Below are 15,772 nucleotides of genomic sequence, written 5' to 3'. Positions count from 1 at the left end.
GGGGATAGTTTCTAAGACAGGGCTGTCCCCGTTTTTATTCCCGCAGAGGAGCGTAGATTAAATCTCTTGCAGCGTGCTGTAAGGCGCCACCTGGCAGTTGCAGGATAAGAGACTGGTGAGAAAGGAAAAAATATGAGGAAACCGTTAGAACTTTACATTCACATTCCCTTTTGTGTAAAAAAGTGTGCGTATTGCGATTTTTTATCTGCGCCGTCGACAGCGGCCCAAAGAGCAGAATATGTGGACCTCCTGTGTGAAGAAATACGTGTATGCGGCGAGGAATTGCGAAAAGAGGGGAAAAAGGACGGGGAGGCTTCCTGCGAGGTCACGACCGTTTTCTTCGGCGGAGGCACCCCGTCCATTCTGAGCACAGAACAGATTGAGCAGATCATGACGACGCTTCGGGGCGCATTTACTTTTGGGGAAAATGTGGAGATTTCGCTGGAGATGAACCCTGGTACGGTGACGGAGGAGAAGCTCATGGCATATAGGCGGGCGGGAATAAACCGCCTTAGCATCGGGCTGCAGTCCGTTCATAACGAGGAACTTAAAATGCTGGGGCGGATTCACACCTACGAGGAATTTCTCCGGTCATACCAAATGGCGAGGAAGGCAGGGTTTCAGAATATCAATGTGGATCTGATCTCCGCGATCCCGGGGCAGACTTTAGAGAGCTGGGAAGACAGCCTTCGAAGCGTGGCGAATCTTGCACCGGAGCATATTTCTGCATATAGTCTGATCATTGAGCCGGGAACGTTATTTTATGATTGGTTCGGCGAAGAAGGACAGAAAACGGAATTTGAGAAAGATGCAGGGCGGGACAAAGCAGAAGAGGGGCGGCCTGCTCTGCCCGGGGAGGAAGAGGAGCGGAAGATTTACCATAGGACCAAAGAGCTGCTCTCGGAATACGGATATGAGCGGTATGAGATTTCCAACTATGCAAAGCCGGGCTATGAATGCCGTCATAATCTGGGCTATTGGGAGAGGGTGCCCTATCTGGGATTCGGAGTGGGGGCCGCTTCTTTATTTCGGGACGCGCGGTACTCCAATCCGGCTGACATAGAAGAGTACCGCAGACATTTTACGGACAAGTTCCATGGAGACAGGCTTGGCAGGGAAGAGATGATGGAAGAATTCGTGTTCCTGGGACTCCGTAAAATAGAAGGAATATCAGGGGCAGAGTTTAAGACGAAATTCGGACAGGCATTCCATGAGATTTACAGAGAACCTTTAGAGAAAATGAAAAAGCTTGGATTTATGGAAGTAAGTGGTGACAGGATCGCACTTACAGAGGCAGGAATTGATGTGAGCAATGCGGTGTTTGTAGAATTCTTATTTTAAATGGCCTTAGGAGGCTTAAATGGGGGGAATCAGGCAGAAATTGTGCCAAAAGAGGAAGAGGCGATACATACGAAATCCGGTTGGGGGTAAGTTAGTGGAAAGGAGATACTTATGCAGACAGGGAGAGTAAGACAGGAGGAAATCAGCGAAGTTTCGGCGCTTATGTGCCGTAATTTTCTGGAGGTGAATATCCGGGACTATCCCCGCGCGATGATGGAGGAGCTTGCAGGCAGCCATACGCCGGAAAAAGTGGCGGAAATAGCAAAAAACGGGCACATGTATGTGGTGCGAAGCGAAGAGGGAAGGATATTGGGCACCGGAACGATCTGTATGATGGAGGGAAGCGAGACGGACAGCTACATTATGAGTGTGTCCGTGCTGCCGGAGTATCAGGGAAAGGGAATCGGGCGAAGGATTATGGAGGCGCTGGAACAAGATGAGCTGTTTCGCAGCACAAGACGAACAGAATTGCACGCGTCCATCACGGCCCACCAGTTTTATGAAGCATTGGGATATCACTATATGAAAGGCAAGGAGAGCCCAAATGAACTGGGACTATATGATATGGAAAAGAAAAGGGAGGAGCTGTAATGCTTAAGAATATTATTTTCGATATGGGAAATGTACTGCTGGAGTATGACCCGGAGGTTCCGCTTCGCGCATTCTGCGATTCCGAGGAGGCAAGGAATTGTATCCGGGCAGAATTATTTCAGGGGCCGGAGTGGGTGGAGAGCGACCTGGGGTATCTGACGCCGGAGGGCATGTTTGAAAAGGTCAGCCGCCGCGTGCCCGAAAAATGGCATGGCGCGCTGATGCGCTGCACCGAGGAATGGAACATCTGTATGACTCCGGTTGCAGGCGCACGCAGGTTTTGCGACGGGCTCCGCGAGGAAGGATACCATTTATATGTTTTATCCAATGCCAGCAAAGATTTCTATAATTATTTTCCCCGCTTTGCGGATCTTGACTATTTTGACGGAGTCGTCGTGTCGGCTGATATCCATCTGATCAAGCCGGACCCGGCGATCTACCGTTATCTGTTAGAGACCTATCATCTGATTCCAGAGGAATGCCTGTTCATCGACGACAGGCCGGAAAATGTGGAGGCGGCTGGGAAGCTGGGGATTCATGGACATGTATTTTCAGGGGATTATCCGAGAATTAAGGAAATGTGGTTTTGATTTAGAACGTGATTCAAAGCGGGAAAAGTGGAAATGGAACCATTTTAAAAGTGGTATCAAGTGTAGTTTTTGTGAATCTATAAAATAATTATAAACTGGGTTGACAAAGTGATTTCAGAGTGTTACATTTATAAACGAAAGATGTTAGCACTCAAATTAAATGAGTGCTAATAAGTGAAAAGGAGGCAGCCTATGGAGTCCATACAGGAGTTAAGTGACCGCAAGTCGAAGATTTTGCACGCGATTATCAAGAATTACCTGGACACCGGAGAACCGGTCGGCTCCAGAACGATTTCCAAGTATACGGACTTAAATCTAAGTTCGGCGACGATCCGGAATGAGATGGCGGATCTGGAAGAGCTTGGATACATCATGCAGCCTCATACATCAGCAGGAAGGATACCATCGGACAAAGGCTATCGCTGGTACGTGGATATGCTGATGAGCAAGAAGGAGCAGGAAGTCACAGAGATGAAGGAGCAGATGCTGGAAAAGGCAGATAAGATGGAACAGCTCCTCAAGCAGGCGGCGAAGGTGCTTGCGAATAACACCAACTACGCGACGATGATTTCCACTCCGGTCTATAATAGAAATAAGATCAAATTTATCCAGTTGTCTCAGGTAGACGAGACGCAGCTCATCGCGGTGATCGTGATGGAAGGCAACATCGTCAAGAACCAGATCGTGACGCTGGAAGAACCGCTCACGAACGAGGGACTCCTGAAGCTGAATATGCTGCTCAATACCTCCCTCAATGGAATGGCGATTGAGGAGATCAACCTGGGGCTGATCGCAAGACTCAAAGAGCAGGCAGGCATTCACAGCGAGATCGTGAGCAACGTACTGGACGTGGTAGCGAACATGGTTCAGGTGGACGACGGTATGGAAATCTACACCAGTGGAGCTACCAACATTTTCAAATATCCGGAGCTGAGCGATAAAAAGAGCGCCCAGGAGATCATCAGTGCATTTGAAGAAAAGCAGCAGCTTGCTTCCCTGGTCACACAGACGATGGCGAGCAGCGAGAACAAAGATATTCAGGTGTATATCGGTGGGGAATCCAAGGTGGAGAAGATGAAGGACTGCAGCGTCGTCACAGCAACTTATGAGCTGGGCGAGGGAATGCAGGGAACCATCGGAATTATCGGACCGAAGCGTATGGATTATGAGCATGTAATGAAGACTCTCAAGACGTTGATGGCAGAGCTTGACAATATTTTCCACAGAAGCAGTTAGTGGAATATACAGGCGGATTTGACAGATTTTAATATAGAAAAAGAAAGGTGGCAGACCGTTGGATAAGCAGATGAGCAATGAAGAAATGGTAAAAGAAGCAGTGGAAGAAGCAAAGAAGGCCGCTGAGGCCGAGGCTGAGCAGCAGGAGATGGAAAACGCTGAGGAGCCGCAGGAGGAAAAGGTCGCGGAAGCAGAAGGTGCGGAAGCGGAAGATGCAGAGGAAGAAGGCGGCAAGGAGCAGGAGACAGAGGCCAAAGAAACAGAAGAGACTGAGGAAGCTCCTAAGAAAAAAGGCTTTTTCGCAAAGAAGAAGGACAAAAAAGATGAGCAGATCGCAGATCTTACCGATAAGCTCACCAGACAGATGGCAGAGTTCGACAATTACAGAAAGAGAACCGAGAAAGAAAAATCTGCCATGTATGAGATCGGAGCCAAAGATGTTGTGGAGAAGATTCTCCCGGTCGTAGATAATTTTGAGCGCGGACTTCAGACCGTATCCGAAGAGGAACAGGAAAGCCCGTTTGTGCAGGGTATGTCCCAGATTTACAAACAGCTTATGACCACACTGGAAGGACTTGGCGTGAAACCGATCGAGGCCGTTGGCCAGGAATTCAACCCGGATTTCCACAATGCAGTAATGCATGTGGAAGATGAAGAGCTTGGTGAGAATATCGTAGCCGAAGAGTTCCAGAAGGGTTATATGTACCGTGACAGCGTGGTGCGCCACAGCATGGTAAAAGTAGCAAACTAAGGTATATTGTGTGCCATAAGAGGCACTTAATATAAATGAATACAGCAAATTAAAACAATTATAAAATATCAGGAGGTCACTATCATGGGAAAGATTATTGGAATTGACTTAGGTACAACCAACAGTTGTGTGGCGGTTATGGAAGGCGGACAGCCGGTAGTAATCGCAAATACAGAAGGCGCAAGAACGACACCGTCTGTTGTGGCATTCACAAAGACCGGAGAGCGTCTGGTAGGTGAGCCGGCAAAACGTCAGGCAGTAACGAATGCTGAGAAGACCATTTCTTCTATTAAGAGAGAGATGGGAAGCGATTATAAAGTAAAAATTGACGACAAGAAATACTCTCCGCAGGAGATTTCCGCAATGATCCTTCAGAAACTGAAAGCAGACGCAGAAGGATATCTTGGCGAGAAGGTTACCGAGGCAGTCATCACTGTTCCGGCATACTTCAACGACGCACAGCGTCAGGCAACCAAAGATGCAGGTAAGATCGCAGGTCTTGATGTAAAACGTATCATCAACGAGCCGACTGCGGCAGCGCTTGCATACGGACTTGACAACGAGAAAGAGCAGAAGATCATGGTATACGACTTAGGCGGCGGTACATTTGATGTTTCCATCATCGAGATCGGCGAGGGCGTAATCGAAGTTCTTTCCACAGCAGGAAACAACAGACTGGGCGGAGATGACTTCGACCAGAAGATCACAGAATATATGCTGGCAGATTTCAAGGCAAAAGAGGGCGTAGACTTATCCGGTGATAAGATGGCGCTTCAGAGACTGAAAGAAGCAGCAGAAAAGGCAAAGAAAGAACTTTCTTCTGCAACCACTACGAACATCAACCTTCCGTTCATCACTGCGACAGCAGAAGGACCGAAGCATTTTGACATGAACCTTACCAGAGCAAAATTCGATGAGCTGACACATGATCTGGTAGACAAGACAGCAGAGCCGGTAAGACGTGCACTTTCCGACGCAGGAATCACAGCTTCCGAGCTTGGCCAGGTACTTCTGGTAGGTGGATCTACCCGTATTCCGGCTGTACAGGAAGAGGTAAAACGTCTGACAGGTAAAGAGCCGAGCAAATCCCTGAACCCTGATGAGTGTGTGGCACTTGGAGCTTCCGTACAGGGCGGTAAACTGGCAGGAGATGCTGGCGCAGGCGATATCCTTCTTCTGGACGTAACTCCGCTTTCCCTTTCTATCGAGACCATGGGAGGCGTTGCGACCAGACTGATCGAGAGAAATACCACGATCCCGACCAAGAAGAGCCAGATTTTCTCTACCGCAGCAGATAATCAGACAGCCGTTGATATCAACGTTGTACAGGGTGAGAGACAGTTCGCAAGAGATAACAAATCCCTTGGACAGTTCAGACTGGACGGAATTCCGCCGGCACCGCGTGGGATCCCGCAGATCGAGGTTACCTTCGATATTGATGCAAACGGTATCGTAAATGTATCCGCAAAAGATCTGGGAACAGGAAAAGAACAGCATATTACCATCACAGCAGGTTCTAACATGTCCGATGCAGACATCGACCGCGCAGTAAAAGAGGCGGCTGAGTTTGAGGCACAGGACAAGAAACGTAAAGAAGCTATCGATGCAAAGAATGATGCAGATGCTATGGTATTCCAGACGGAGAAAGCGCTGAAAGAGGTTGGAGACAAGATTGACGCTGCAGACAGAAGCGCTGTTGAGGCTGACGTTCAGGCACTCAAAGACATTCTGGCAAAGGCCAACACAGATGAGCTTTCTGATGCACAGGTCGCTGAGATCAAAGCAGGCAAAGAGAAACTGATGGAGAGCGCACAGAAGCTGTTCACAAAGGTTTATGAGCAGGCACAGGCTGGCGCACAGGCAGGACCGGCACCGGAGGCAGGACCGGCTCCGGAAGGATTTAACGGAGACGACGTGGTAGACGGCGACTACAAGGAAGTTTAAGATAATCGAAAGATAGAGAGTTATTCTGCAAGGCGGAGTCATTCCGTCTTGCAGATTTCCGTTGCCAAGCATACCTAAGTGAAGGTCCGGTGGACCTTCATCTCGGTGCTTTGCATTCGGAAATACAGGAAATGAGGTAGGATTATGGCAGAAGCAAAAAGAGATTATTATGAAGTCCTTGGCGTCTCACGAGATGCAGACGATGCCACTTTGAAAAAGGCTTACAGAGCTCTGGCGAAAAAGTACCACCCGGATATGAACCCGGGAGATGCGGAAGCGGAGAAGAAGTTCAAAGAGGCGTCGGAGGCTTATGCAGTATTAAGTGATGCGGATAAGCGCCGTCAGTATGATCAGTTTGGCCATGCCGCATTTGACGGCGGGGCAGGTGGAGCCGGCGGATTCGGCGGCTTTGATTTTAATGGCGCAGATTTCAGTGATATTTTCGGTGATATATTTGGCGATCTGTTCGGAGGCGGTGGACGACGCGGCGGACGCGCCAACACAGGCCCGATGAAGGGAGCTAATATCCGCAAAGGAATCCGGATTACATTTGAGGAGGCAGTATTTGGCTGCGAAAAGGAACTGGAAGTCGTGTTAAAGGACCCGTGCAGCAAATGTAACGGAACGGGTGCAAAGCCGGGAACTTCCCCGGAGACCTGTTCAAGGTGTGGCGGCAAGGGTCAGGTGGTGTTCACCTCTCAGTCATTTTTCGGTACCGTTCAGAATGTGCAGACCTGTCCGGAATGCCATGGAAGCGGAAAGATTATCAAAGAAAAATGTCCGGATTGTGGTGGAACAGGTTATGTATCCAGCCGTAAAAAGATCAAGGTATCCATTCCGGCCGGAATCGACAACGGGCAGAGTGTCCGTATCCGGGAAAAGGGAGAGCCGGGAATCAACGGTGGCCCGAGAGGAGACCTTCTGGTGGAGGTTACTGTGTCCAGACACCCGCTGTTCCAGAGACAGGACGTACACATTTTCTCCACAGCGCCTATTTCGTTCGCACAGGCAGCGCTGGGCGGTGACGTGAGAATCAAGACCGTAGACGGCGATGTGATCTATACGGTCAAACCAGGGACAAAGACGGACACAAAGGTGCGTCTGAAAGGAAAAGGTGTTCCGTCCCTCAGAAATCCGCAGCTTCGGGGAGATCACTATGTGACTTTGGTGATCCAGACACCGGAAAAATTAAGTGCGGAAGCCAAAGAAGCCCTGCGCAGGTTCGATGAATTGTCAGGAAACAGCCTGAATCAGGAGACAACTTCGTCCGATTCCAAGGTCAAAGGAAAGAAAAAGGGATTCATGGATAAACTCAAGGAGACCTTTGAAGAATAATAAGGTTAAAATAAAAAGACCTACGAAAAGAAGGACAGAGACAAGATTTCATCTGTCCTTGATTCGAAGGTCTTTATTCCCGCGAGCAACGAGCCAAGCGGACATGCTTGCATGTCCATTTGACTTAGACAGCGGTACACTGCACTAATCTTCTGAGTCAAGCTCTCCGCCGATTACTCCGCCAAGTACGGCACTTACGGAAGCCGTCACAACAGCGGCAATGATCGCAACCCCAACAATACATACCAAAAATCCCATGCCAATATCTTCCTTTCTGTTATAAATTCCACTACCGTAGATGTCGGCAAAACCGTTGGCCGACCCTATAATTATTTACAGTATATCACATTTTGCATAATTTTCATACTGAAAATGAAGAAAATTTCTACGGATTTTTCCCGCCAAAACGAGGAATAAATAAGGAATGGGTGTGACATTTCGAAATGAATGTGTTATAATAGCGCAATGAGTGAGGGCAAACGCATATTTTGCCCTTGCCATGTGGCAACATACAGTTCTTGGCAACAAGGAGGGTTTATGAGTATGACAAAGAGACAGGCTAAGAAGGCAGTAGCGAAACAGAATGCACAAGCAGAAGAGACTTTAAAGGCTACAGAAGTAACCGTAGAGAATAAGGCAGAAGAGCTTAAGGAGACCGTAGCAGAAAAAGCGGAGGAAGTAAAAGAAGCAGCCGCTGCAAAGGTCAGTGAAGTAAAAGACGCAGCAGAGGAAAAGGCAGCAGAAGTAAAAGAAGCTGCTGGACAGAAAGTAAAAGAGGCCAAAAAAGCTGTTGGGAAAAAGACAGCTGATGTAAAAAAGGCTGTAAAGAAGGCAGCAGTAAAAAAAGAGATTAAGACCGAGATCGTATTGCAGTATGGCGAAAAAGAAGTGAATACGAAAGATATGGTAGCAGCAGTGAAGAAAGAATGGACAAAGGCAAAACACAAAGTATCTGATATTAAGTCCATGGAACTCTACGTAAAACCGGAAGATTACGCAGTATATTATGTAATCAACGGCGACACGACAGGTAAAGTTTGGTTGTAGGAAACATTTAGTGTAAATTAGAATGTATATTGCCATTGTCAGCATTCCGGAGAGAAGGGGAATTACTCTTTTTTCCGGATATGAAGGCAGAATCATTTCTTAAGTAATCAATTTCTGTAATACCCACAAAATGGAACAATCAAATAAAATGATCAGAGGTTAAAGGAGGAAGCAAGATGTTTAACTTTACCCAGTATGCACCGACGGAGATCGTATTTGGAAAAGGTGTGCAGCTTCGCACGGGGGAAGAAGTGAAAAAATGGGGAGGAAACAGGGTTCTGATTGTCTTTGGAGGCGGAAGTGTGATTAAAAGCGGGCTGCTTCAGACAGTAGAGGAATCTTTGAATCAGGAAGGAATTTGGCACGTGCGGTTTGGCGGGGTTAAGCCAAATCCAAGACTTTCTTTCGCCGAGGAGGGCGTAAGGAAGGCAGTTTCAATAGATGCAGATTTTATTTTGGCAGTGGGCGGGGGAAGCGCCATCGACACGGCAAAAGCGATCGCCCACGGAGCAGCGAACCCTAAGTGCGCTCTTTGGGATATCTGGACGAAAAAGGTGGAGACTAGAAGGCCGCTTCCGGTGGGCTGTGTGCTCACGATCGCGGCGGCCGGCAGCGAGACCAGCGACTCGGCGGTTCTGACGAATGAGGAACTGGGAATTAAGGCAGGACTCGGCACGGACCTTAACAGACCGCGGTTTGCGATCATGAATCCGGAGCTTACTTATACGCTGCCCAGATATCAACTGGCATGTGGAATCGTAGATATCATGATGCACACTTTGGAGAGATATTTTATTCCCAACCAGAGGAACCGTATGACGGACGAGATCGCGGAAGGGCTTTTAAGAGTCGTGATTGAGAGTGCAAAAACGGCTATGTGTGATCAGACCGATTATGATGCCATGAGTGAGATTATGTGGTGCGGCAGTCTGTCACACAATAATCTGACCGGACTTGGCCGGGAGAAGGATTTCTCAGTCCATAAGCTGGGACATGCGCTGGGAGCCAGATATGATGCGGCTCACGGAGCGACCCTCTCGGCGGTGTGGGGCTCCTGGGCGGAGTACGTATATGAAAATGATATTCCCAGATTCTGCCATTATGGCGAGAGCGTGTGGGGAATACATATGGAAAATGAAAAAGAGGCGGCAAAGGAAGCCATTCGCCGAACGGTAGCGTTCTTTAAAGAAATCGGTATGCCGGTGAATTTGGGAGAACTCGGAGTCGGAAAACTCTCGGAAGAAGAACTGAGGGAACTGGCAGGCAAGGCTACCATGGGCGGTACAGTGAAATTATCAAAGATCAAGGAGTTAGATGTGAACGATGTTTACAAGATTTTTCAGGCGGCAAACAGAGGATAGTCTGCATGTCAACTGGGGCCGGTTTTACAGACAGGTATGCCTGCTGGTCATTCCGATGGCGCTCCAGAACCTGATCAACGTGGGAGTGACAGCGGCGGATGTCATGATGCTTGGAAGAGTGGGGGAAAAAGTGCTCTCCGGCGCTTCTCTTGCAGGACAGATTCAGTTTATTATGACGCTGATCCTGTTTGGGACGACCTCCGGGGCAACGGTTCTGACCGCGCAGTACTGGGGGAAGAAGGATACCCGGACGATTGAAAAAATTATGGGAATGGGCATGTCGATCGGAATTTGTTCGGCTTTGTTATTTACCATCGCGGCGGAGGCTATTCCGGAAACACTGCTGCGGATTTATACAAGTGATCCCGCGGTAATCGCGGAAGGCGTGAAATACCTGCGAATCGTGGCGATATCATATGTGTTCATGGCGGGTACCCAGGTGTATCTGAATATTATGCGCAGTATTGAGCGAGTGGTGATCGCTACGGTCGTATACAGTGCTTCCCTTGTGACCAATGTGGTGATCAATGCACTTCTCATTTTCGGACTTTTGGGCTTCCCCAGGCTGGGAATCGTCGGCGCGGCGGTCGCAACGCTGCTATCCCGTGTCCTGGAGCTGGTGATCGTCGTGTGGTATGCGGCTGTTAAGAATAAAGTGGTGCGTTTCCATTTCCGGGATTTGTGGAAGATTGATAAGGTGCTGTTAAAAGATTTTATGGTGTATGCGACGCCGGTCATTTTGAATGAACTGATGTGGGGACTGGGCTCTTCGGCGAATACGGCGGTGATGGGACATCTGGGAAGCGCGGCGGTCGCGGCGAATTCCGTGGCGCAGGTGGCAAGGCAGCTTGCCACGGTGGTCGTCTTCGGGGTGTCCAATGCGACGGCTATTTATCTGGGAAGAACCATCGGTGAGAGGAACTTTAATTTGGCAAAGGCGTATGGAAGACGATTTGTCGGGCTTAGCCTGATCACCGGGGCGATCGGCGGCGGTATCATACTGGTCGCAGCGCCGATTGCGAACCGTTTTATGACGTTATCTCCGGAAGCACAGGGGTATTTGACGTTCATGTTCTTTGTAATGTCCTATTTCACCCTGTGCCAGGCGCTGAATACAACGCTTGTGGTAGGGGTGTTCCGCTCAGGCGGGGATACCAGATTTGGCCTTGTCCTGGACGTTTCCACGATGTGGGGCTGTTCTATTTTGATCGGAGCAGTGCTTGCATTTGTGTTCCACGCCAGCGTGCCGGTGGTGTATATAGTCCTGATGAGTGATGAGGTGATCAAGCTGCCGATCACACTGAAACGGTTTTTCAGTTATAAATGGATCAAGGACGTGACTCGTGATAAGAGCGAACTGGCAGCCGAATAGCGGCGTTTGGAAGAAAATGGGGAAATCGTCATGGTTTCTAAGAATATTGTGTAACAGTTCAGGTCCCCTCTGTTAATGGGAGGCAAACAGGCCGGTTAGTATAGATATTGTAATAAAGTCCTTGGTTTTGAAGGGAAAAAGAATTGGAATTTTTAACAAGCTGTGTTATGCTAGAAATAGTGAGATTTTAACCATCAGGTATAATAAAATAAAGCCTGATGGATATTTAGCCTGATTGTCAGGCATATTTAGAAAGGAGATACTATCATGAAAGTAATCGCAACAGAAAAAGCACCAAAGGCATTAGGACCCTATTCTCAGGGCTATGTTCACGGCGGAATCCTTTACTCCGCAGGACAGATTGCAATTAATCCGGAAACAGATACCGTGGAAGCGGATACAATCGAAGGTCAGACTGAGCAGGTCTGCAAAAATATTGCAGCAGTTTTGGAGGAGGCAGGAACATCATTTGATAAGGTTCTTAAGACGACATGTTTCCTGAGTGATATGGGTGACTTTGCAGCATTTAATGAAGTTTATGCAAAATATTTCACATCAAAACCGGCAAGAAGCTGCGTGGCTGTTAAGACTCTGCCGAAGAATTTGCTTTGCGAGATCGAAGTAATCGCGGTTGTAGAGTAAGTATACGGCAGCGCGAGAGGAAAATGAAGTTTGGAGGTTGAAGAAATGGCGGAAGAGACAAATAGCGGATGCTCACCGGAGGCATGTTCCTCCTGTGCACATGCATCTTCATGCAGCAGTAAGAAAAAAGATATGAAAGCACCGGCTAATCCCTATTCTCAGGTGAAGAAGGTAATCGGCGTGATCAGTGGAAAAGGAGGCGTAGGCAAGTCGATGGTGACTGCGACTCTGGCTCGTATGCTGGTGGAGCAGGGATATACGGTGGGAATCCTTGATGCAGATGTTACCGGACCGTCTATTCCAAAGATGTACGGTGTGCATGAGAGCGCGGTAGGAAGCGAGGAAGGAATGTTCCCGTGTGTAGCAAAAGACGGAACGAAAATCATGTCCGTCAATCTGCTTCTGGAGAATGAATCCGATCCGGTCATCTGGAGAGGACCGATCATCGCCGGTGTTGTAACGCAGTTCTGGACAGATGTTATGTGGGGAGATCTGGATTTTCTCCTGGTGGACATGCCCCCGGGAACCGGTGATGTTCCGCTTACTGTGTTCCAGTCCCTTCCGGTAGATGGGGTCGTGATCGTGACCTCACCGCAGGATCTGGTCAGCATGATTGTGAAGAAGGCTTACAATATGGCAAAACAGATGAACATTCCGGTACTCGGAATCGTGGAGAATTACAGTTATCTGGAGTGCCCGGAATGCGGAAAGAGGATTTCTGTATTTGGGGAGAGCCATATTGACGAGATTGCAGCAGAGCTTGGACTTGAAGTGCTTGGCAGGATGCCGATTGATCCGCATCTTGCAGATATGGTAGAGGAAGAAAAATTCTATGAAGTAAAGAATGATTATCTGAGCGACATCGTTGAGAAGTTTCAATAATTCAATAATGGTTCTTGAGCTGATAAGCTGGCGGGATACCGTCTGTGTGGATGAGAATTTGCACAGACGGTATTTTTATTAGTCATGTATACCTGGTGCAAGCCTGCTGGACGTTCGTCCCGGTTCGTGGAAAAATATTTTGGAAAAATTACCCTGAAAAAAGGTTGCGTGACAGGGTGAAGTATGGTATGATTTAAAAAGAACTTATGTTCGGAACATCAGTTCTAATCGAGGTTTGGAAAGTGGGAGGTGCCGTATGCGGATAGCGGAAGAGATGACGATGTATGAGAAGCTGAGTATTTTGACGGACGCGGCAAAGTATGATGTGGCGTGCACCTCCAGTGGAGTGGATCGCAGAGGAGACGGGACCGGAATGGGGAATTGCGAGAAGGCAGGAATCTGCCATAGCTTTTCGGCGGACGGGAGATGTATTTCTCTGCTTAAGATATTATTTACGAATGAGTGTATTTTTGATTGCAAGTATTGTGTGAATCGTTCTTCTAATGATGTGGTCCGGACTTCGTTTACTCCGGACGAAATCTGCCGCCTGACAATGGAGTTCTATCGGAGGAATTATATTGAGGGACTTTTTCTTAGCTCCGGCATTTTGAAGAGCCCGGATTACACGATGGAGCTGATTTATTCAGCATTATACAAGCTGCGGAAAGAGTGTAATTTTCAGGGATATATTCATGTCAAGGCGATTCCGGGGGCGAGCCTTGAGCTGGTGCGCAAGGTGGGATTTCTGGCAGATAGAATGAGTGTGAATCTGGAGCTCCCTACCAGGGAAAGCCTGCGCCTCCTCGCACCACACAAGAGCAGGAAGAATATTCTTGCCCCTATGCGTATGGTGCAGAACGGGATGCGGGAGAATAGAGAGGAGATTGCCGTTTACCGCAATGCGCCCCAGTTCGTTCCGGCGGGTCAGAGTACGCAGATGATCATAGGCGCTACGCCGGAGACGGATTATCAGATCATGCAGGTGACGGAGAGCCTTTATCAGAAGTTCGGGTTAAAGAGAGTATTTTATTCAGCGTTCGTACCGGTGAACGAAGATAAGCTCCTACCGGCCAGGACAGAGGCAGGTCCTCCGCTTTTGCGGGAACACAGGCTTTATCAGGCAGATTGGCTGCTTAGGTATTATCACTTTGAGGTCTCTGAGCTTTTGAACGAGGAGAATCCGAATTTTAACGTATTGATGGACCCGAAGTGTAATTGGGCGCTTCAGCATCTGGAATGTTTTCCGGTGGAGATCAACCGGGCAGATTACAAAATGCTGCTTCGGGTTCCGGGAATCGGTTACCGTTCTGCCGGGCGGATCGTGAAGGCCAGACAGCTGGGAGTGATCGGCTTTGAGGATTTAAAGAAGATGGGAGTTGTGCTAAAGAGAGCCCTGTATTTCATTACCTGTAATGGGAAGATGATGTATCCCACGAAGATTGATCAGGATTATATTACGCGGAACCTTTTGGATTCCAGAGAACGTCTGCCGGATTCTGTGAGGAATGCGGGATACCGGCAGTTATCATTGTTTGATGACGTAAGGTTTGGAGCGGGAGGTGGAATCCTGTGAAAAGAGTGTATATCTGCCAGGATTCTATTACTGGGCTGTATTCTGCGATTTATGATGCGTGGAAGGAGAGGCGGGGGGACGGAAGCGCGGGCATTGCACTCAAGAAGCAGATCGTCCCGGAGTTGTTCTGTGAGTATGTGGAGGTACAGGAGTCCCAAGAGAAGGCATTAGCGGTAGAAAGGCTGATTCGGAAGCATTTGGGGGAGTATGCATATGGAAGGTTGTACTATGCGGCGCTTTCCTATGAGCCGGATAAAGGAGATGCCATATTTGGGACGATGCGTTCAGCACGGCATCTCGCGGACAGTACAAAGATCATGGATCATTTGACGGACCCATTTGCCAGGAGGAGTTTTGAACTTGCCCGGAATGTGGGGAATGAAGCTCACTATTTTAAAGAATTTCTAAGATTCCGGGAACTAAAAAATGGGATTCTTTTTGCAAAGATCGAGCCGAAGAATCAGGTCCTTACCTGTATTGCCCCGCATTTTGCAGACCGGCTGCCAATCGAGAACTGGATGATCTATGATAAGACGCATGGCATGTTTGTGGTGCATGAGGCGCGCAAAAAATGGGTGTTAGTATCCGATCTGTGTGCAGACGAGAGCAGGTTTGAGGAATATTCAGAGTCCGAGGAGAAGATTCAGGAGTTATGGAAAGTTTTTTTTCAGACGATTTCGATTGAGGAGAGGGAGAGTTATGCCAGACAACGGCAGCATCTTCCTATCTGGTACAGGAAAAATATGGTTGAGTTTGACGAATAATCTGACAGATTCTGGGAATAATTTTGGCTGAAATGGCGATTGACTTTCACCCTTTTGAGTGTCATAATTGTGCCAATCAAAAACGAAAGGAGGGTGTTGATGATGGAGTATCGGCGACAAATAAAACTATCCGGACCAGAAGATGTCAGAGAATTCGTTCGTTTTGCCGAGCGATGTGATTTCGATATCAATGTCTTCTATAATCGTTTTATTGTCGATGCCAAATCTATTCTGGGTGTGTTCAGCCTGGATTTGAGTAAAGATCTGACAGTGGAATACAGCGGGATAGATGCTGGATTTGAGAATATGCTCACAAAATATTGTGTGGCATAAGAAGAGTTAA

15 protein-coding genes are annotated in these 15,772 nt (G+C 48.2%); all 15 read left to right on the top strand.

Annotated features, from left to right (window positions below; genetic code table 11):
- Positions 1 to 132: 132 nt before the first annotated feature.
- The 15 genes from hemW to ABXS75_14840 all read left to right on the top strand — a co-directional run bounded on the left by hemW (position 133) and on the right by ABXS75_14840 (position 15,762).
- Positions 133 to 1,341 (top strand): radical SAM family heme chaperone HemW, encoded by a 1,209-nt coding sequence (gene hemW / locus ABXS75_14910; protein XCP84341.1) that lies wholly within the window; start codon positions 133 to 135, stop codon positions 1,339 to 1,341.
- A 111-nt stretch (positions 1,342 to 1,452) separates the two neighbouring features.
- On the top strand, positions 1,453 to 1,932 hold the full coding sequence (locus ABXS75_14905) for a GNAT family N-acetyltransferase (GenBank protein ID XCP84340.1): 480 nt from the start codon (positions 1,453 to 1,455) through the stop codon (positions 1,930 to 1,932).
- Positions 1,932 to 2,522 carry an HAD family phosphatase gene (locus tag ABXS75_14900; GenBank protein XCP84339.1) on the top strand — a complete coding sequence of 197 codons (591 nt, stop codon included), beginning with the start codon at positions 1,932 to 1,934 and terminating at the stop codon, positions 2,520 to 2,522. Before ABXS75_14905 ends, ABXS75_14900 begins: the two co-directional genes overlap by 1 nt.
- Positions 2,523 to 2,714: 192 nt before the next feature.
- Positions 2,715 to 3,758: a heat-inducible transcriptional repressor HrcA gene (gene hrcA / locus ABXS75_14895; protein ID XCP84338.1), complete on the top strand. Its 1,044-nt coding sequence runs from the start codon at positions 2,715 to 2,717 to the stop codon at positions 3,756 to 3,758.
- 70 nt (positions 3,759 to 3,828) lie between these two features.
- Positions 3,829 to 4,509, top strand: coding sequence for a nucleotide exchange factor GrpE (grpE, locus tag ABXS75_14890; GenBank protein XCP87165.1), 681 nt, complete (start codon positions 3,829 to 3,831; stop codon positions 4,507 to 4,509).
- 84 nt (positions 4,510 to 4,593) lie between these two features.
- Positions 4,594 to 6,453 carry a molecular chaperone DnaK gene (dnaK, locus tag ABXS75_14885; GenBank protein XCP84337.1) on the top strand — a complete coding sequence of 620 codons (1,860 nt, stop codon included), beginning with the start codon at positions 4,594 to 4,596 and terminating at the stop codon, positions 6,451 to 6,453.
- Between the two features lie 144 nt (positions 6,454 to 6,597).
- Positions 6,598 to 7,788, top strand: coding sequence for a molecular chaperone DnaJ (dnaJ, locus tag ABXS75_14880; GenBank protein ID XCP84336.1), 1,191 nt, complete (start codon positions 6,598 to 6,600; stop codon positions 7,786 to 7,788).
- 543 nt (positions 7,789 to 8,331) lie between these two features.
- Complete coding sequence (locus tag ABXS75_14875; GenBank protein ID XCP84335.1) at positions 8,332 to 8,835, top strand: DUF6465 family protein; 504 nt, start codon at positions 8,332 to 8,334, stop codon at positions 8,833 to 8,835.
- A gap of 176 nt (positions 8,836 to 9,011) precedes the next feature.
- On the top strand, positions 9,012 to 10,196 hold the full coding sequence (locus ABXS75_14870; protein XCP84334.1) for an iron-containing alcohol dehydrogenase: 1,185 nt from the start codon (positions 9,012 to 9,014) through the stop codon (positions 10,194 to 10,196).
- The gene (locus ABXS75_14865) at positions 10,159 to 11,568 is read left to right on the top strand and encodes an MATE family efflux transporter (protein ID XCP84333.1); all 1,410 of its coding nucleotides are present in this window, start codon (positions 10,159 to 10,161) and stop codon (positions 11,566 to 11,568) included. Before ABXS75_14870 ends, ABXS75_14865 begins: the two co-directional genes overlap by 38 nt.
- 267 nt (positions 11,569 to 11,835) lie before the next feature.
- Positions 11,836 to 12,210 (top strand): RidA family protein, encoded by a 375-nt coding sequence (locus ABXS75_14860; GenBank protein XCP84332.1) that lies wholly within the window; start codon positions 11,836 to 11,838, stop codon positions 12,208 to 12,210.
- 45 nt (positions 12,211 to 12,255) lie between these two features.
- Positions 12,256 to 13,092, top strand: a complete 837-nt coding sequence (locus tag ABXS75_14855; GenBank protein XCP84331.1) for an Mrp/NBP35 family ATP-binding protein — start codon at positions 12,256 to 12,258, stop codon at positions 13,090 to 13,092.
- Positions 13,093 to 13,348: 256 nt separating this feature from the next.
- Positions 13,349 to 14,665 carry a putative DNA modification/repair radical SAM protein gene (locus tag ABXS75_14850; protein XCP84330.1) on the top strand — a complete coding sequence of 439 codons (1,317 nt, stop codon included), beginning with the start codon at positions 13,349 to 13,351 and terminating at the stop codon, positions 14,663 to 14,665.
- Positions 14,662 to 15,429, top strand: a complete 768-nt coding sequence (locus tag ABXS75_14845; protein ID XCP84329.1) for a TIGR03915 family putative DNA repair protein — start codon at positions 14,662 to 14,664, stop codon at positions 15,427 to 15,429. The genes ABXS75_14850 and ABXS75_14845 overlap by 4 nt, the downstream gene beginning before the upstream one ends.
- Positions 15,430 to 15,528: 99 nt before the next feature.
- On the top strand, positions 15,529 to 15,762 hold the full coding sequence (locus tag ABXS75_14840) for an HPr family phosphocarrier protein (protein XCP84328.1): 234 nt from the start codon (positions 15,529 to 15,531) through the stop codon (positions 15,760 to 15,762).
- Positions 15,763 to 15,772: the final 10 nt, after the last annotated feature.

This window comes from Roseburia hominis (assembly GCA_040702975.1).
Lineage (GTDB): Bacteria > Bacillota > Clostridia > Lachnospirales > Lachnospiraceae > Allocoprococcus > Allocoprococcus hominis_A.
The sequence above is the reverse complement of the archived record's forward strand: the minus strand, read 5'-3'. Positions and strand labels throughout refer to the sequence as shown.

What these genes read in the sequence shown, in the direction of transcription:
- hemW (XCP84341.1), top strand. Translation starts at nt 133, where the DNA reads ATGAGGAAACCGTTAGAACTTTACATTCACATTCCCTTTTGTGTAAAA.
- ABXS75_14905 (XCP84340.1), top strand. Translation starts at nt 1,453, where the DNA reads ATGCAGACAGGGAGAGTAAGACAGGAGGAAATCAGCGAAGTTTCGGCG.
- ABXS75_14900 (XCP84339.1), top strand. Translation starts at nt 1,932, where the DNA reads ATGCTTAAGAATATTATTTTCGATATGGGAAATGTACTGCTGGAGTAT.
- hrcA (XCP84338.1), top strand. Translation starts at nt 2,715, where the DNA reads ATGGAGTCCATACAGGAGTTAAGTGACCGCAAGTCGAAGATTTTGCAC.
- grpE (XCP87165.1), top strand. Translation starts at nt 3,829, where the DNA reads ATGAGCAATGAAGAAATGGTAAAAGAAGCAGTGGAAGAAGCAAAGAAG.
- dnaK (XCP84337.1), top strand. Translation starts at nt 4,594, where the DNA reads ATGGGAAAGATTATTGGAATTGACTTAGGTACAACCAACAGTTGTGTG.
- dnaJ (XCP84336.1), top strand. Translation starts at nt 6,598, where the DNA reads ATGGCAGAAGCAAAAAGAGATTATTATGAAGTCCTTGGCGTCTCACGA.
- ABXS75_14875 (XCP84335.1), top strand. Translation starts at nt 8,332, where the DNA reads ATGACAAAGAGACAGGCTAAGAAGGCAGTAGCGAAACAGAATGCACAA.
- ABXS75_14870 (XCP84334.1), top strand. Translation starts at nt 9,012, where the DNA reads ATGTTTAACTTTACCCAGTATGCACCGACGGAGATCGTATTTGGAAAA.
- ABXS75_14865 (XCP84333.1), top strand. Translation starts at nt 10,159, where the DNA reads ATGTTTACAAGATTTTTCAGGCGGCAAACAGAGGATAGTCTGCATGTC.
- ABXS75_14860 (XCP84332.1), top strand. Translation starts at nt 11,836, where the DNA reads ATGAAAGTAATCGCAACAGAAAAAGCACCAAAGGCATTAGGACCCTAT.
- ABXS75_14855 (XCP84331.1), top strand. Translation starts at nt 12,256, where the DNA reads ATGGCGGAAGAGACAAATAGCGGATGCTCACCGGAGGCATGTTCCTCC.
- ABXS75_14850 (XCP84330.1), top strand. Translation starts at nt 13,349, where the DNA reads ATGCGGATAGCGGAAGAGATGACGATGTATGAGAAGCTGAGTATTTTG.
- ABXS75_14840 (XCP84328.1), top strand. Translation starts at nt 15,529, where the DNA reads ATGATGGAGTATCGGCGACAAATAAAACTATCCGGACCAGAAGATGTC.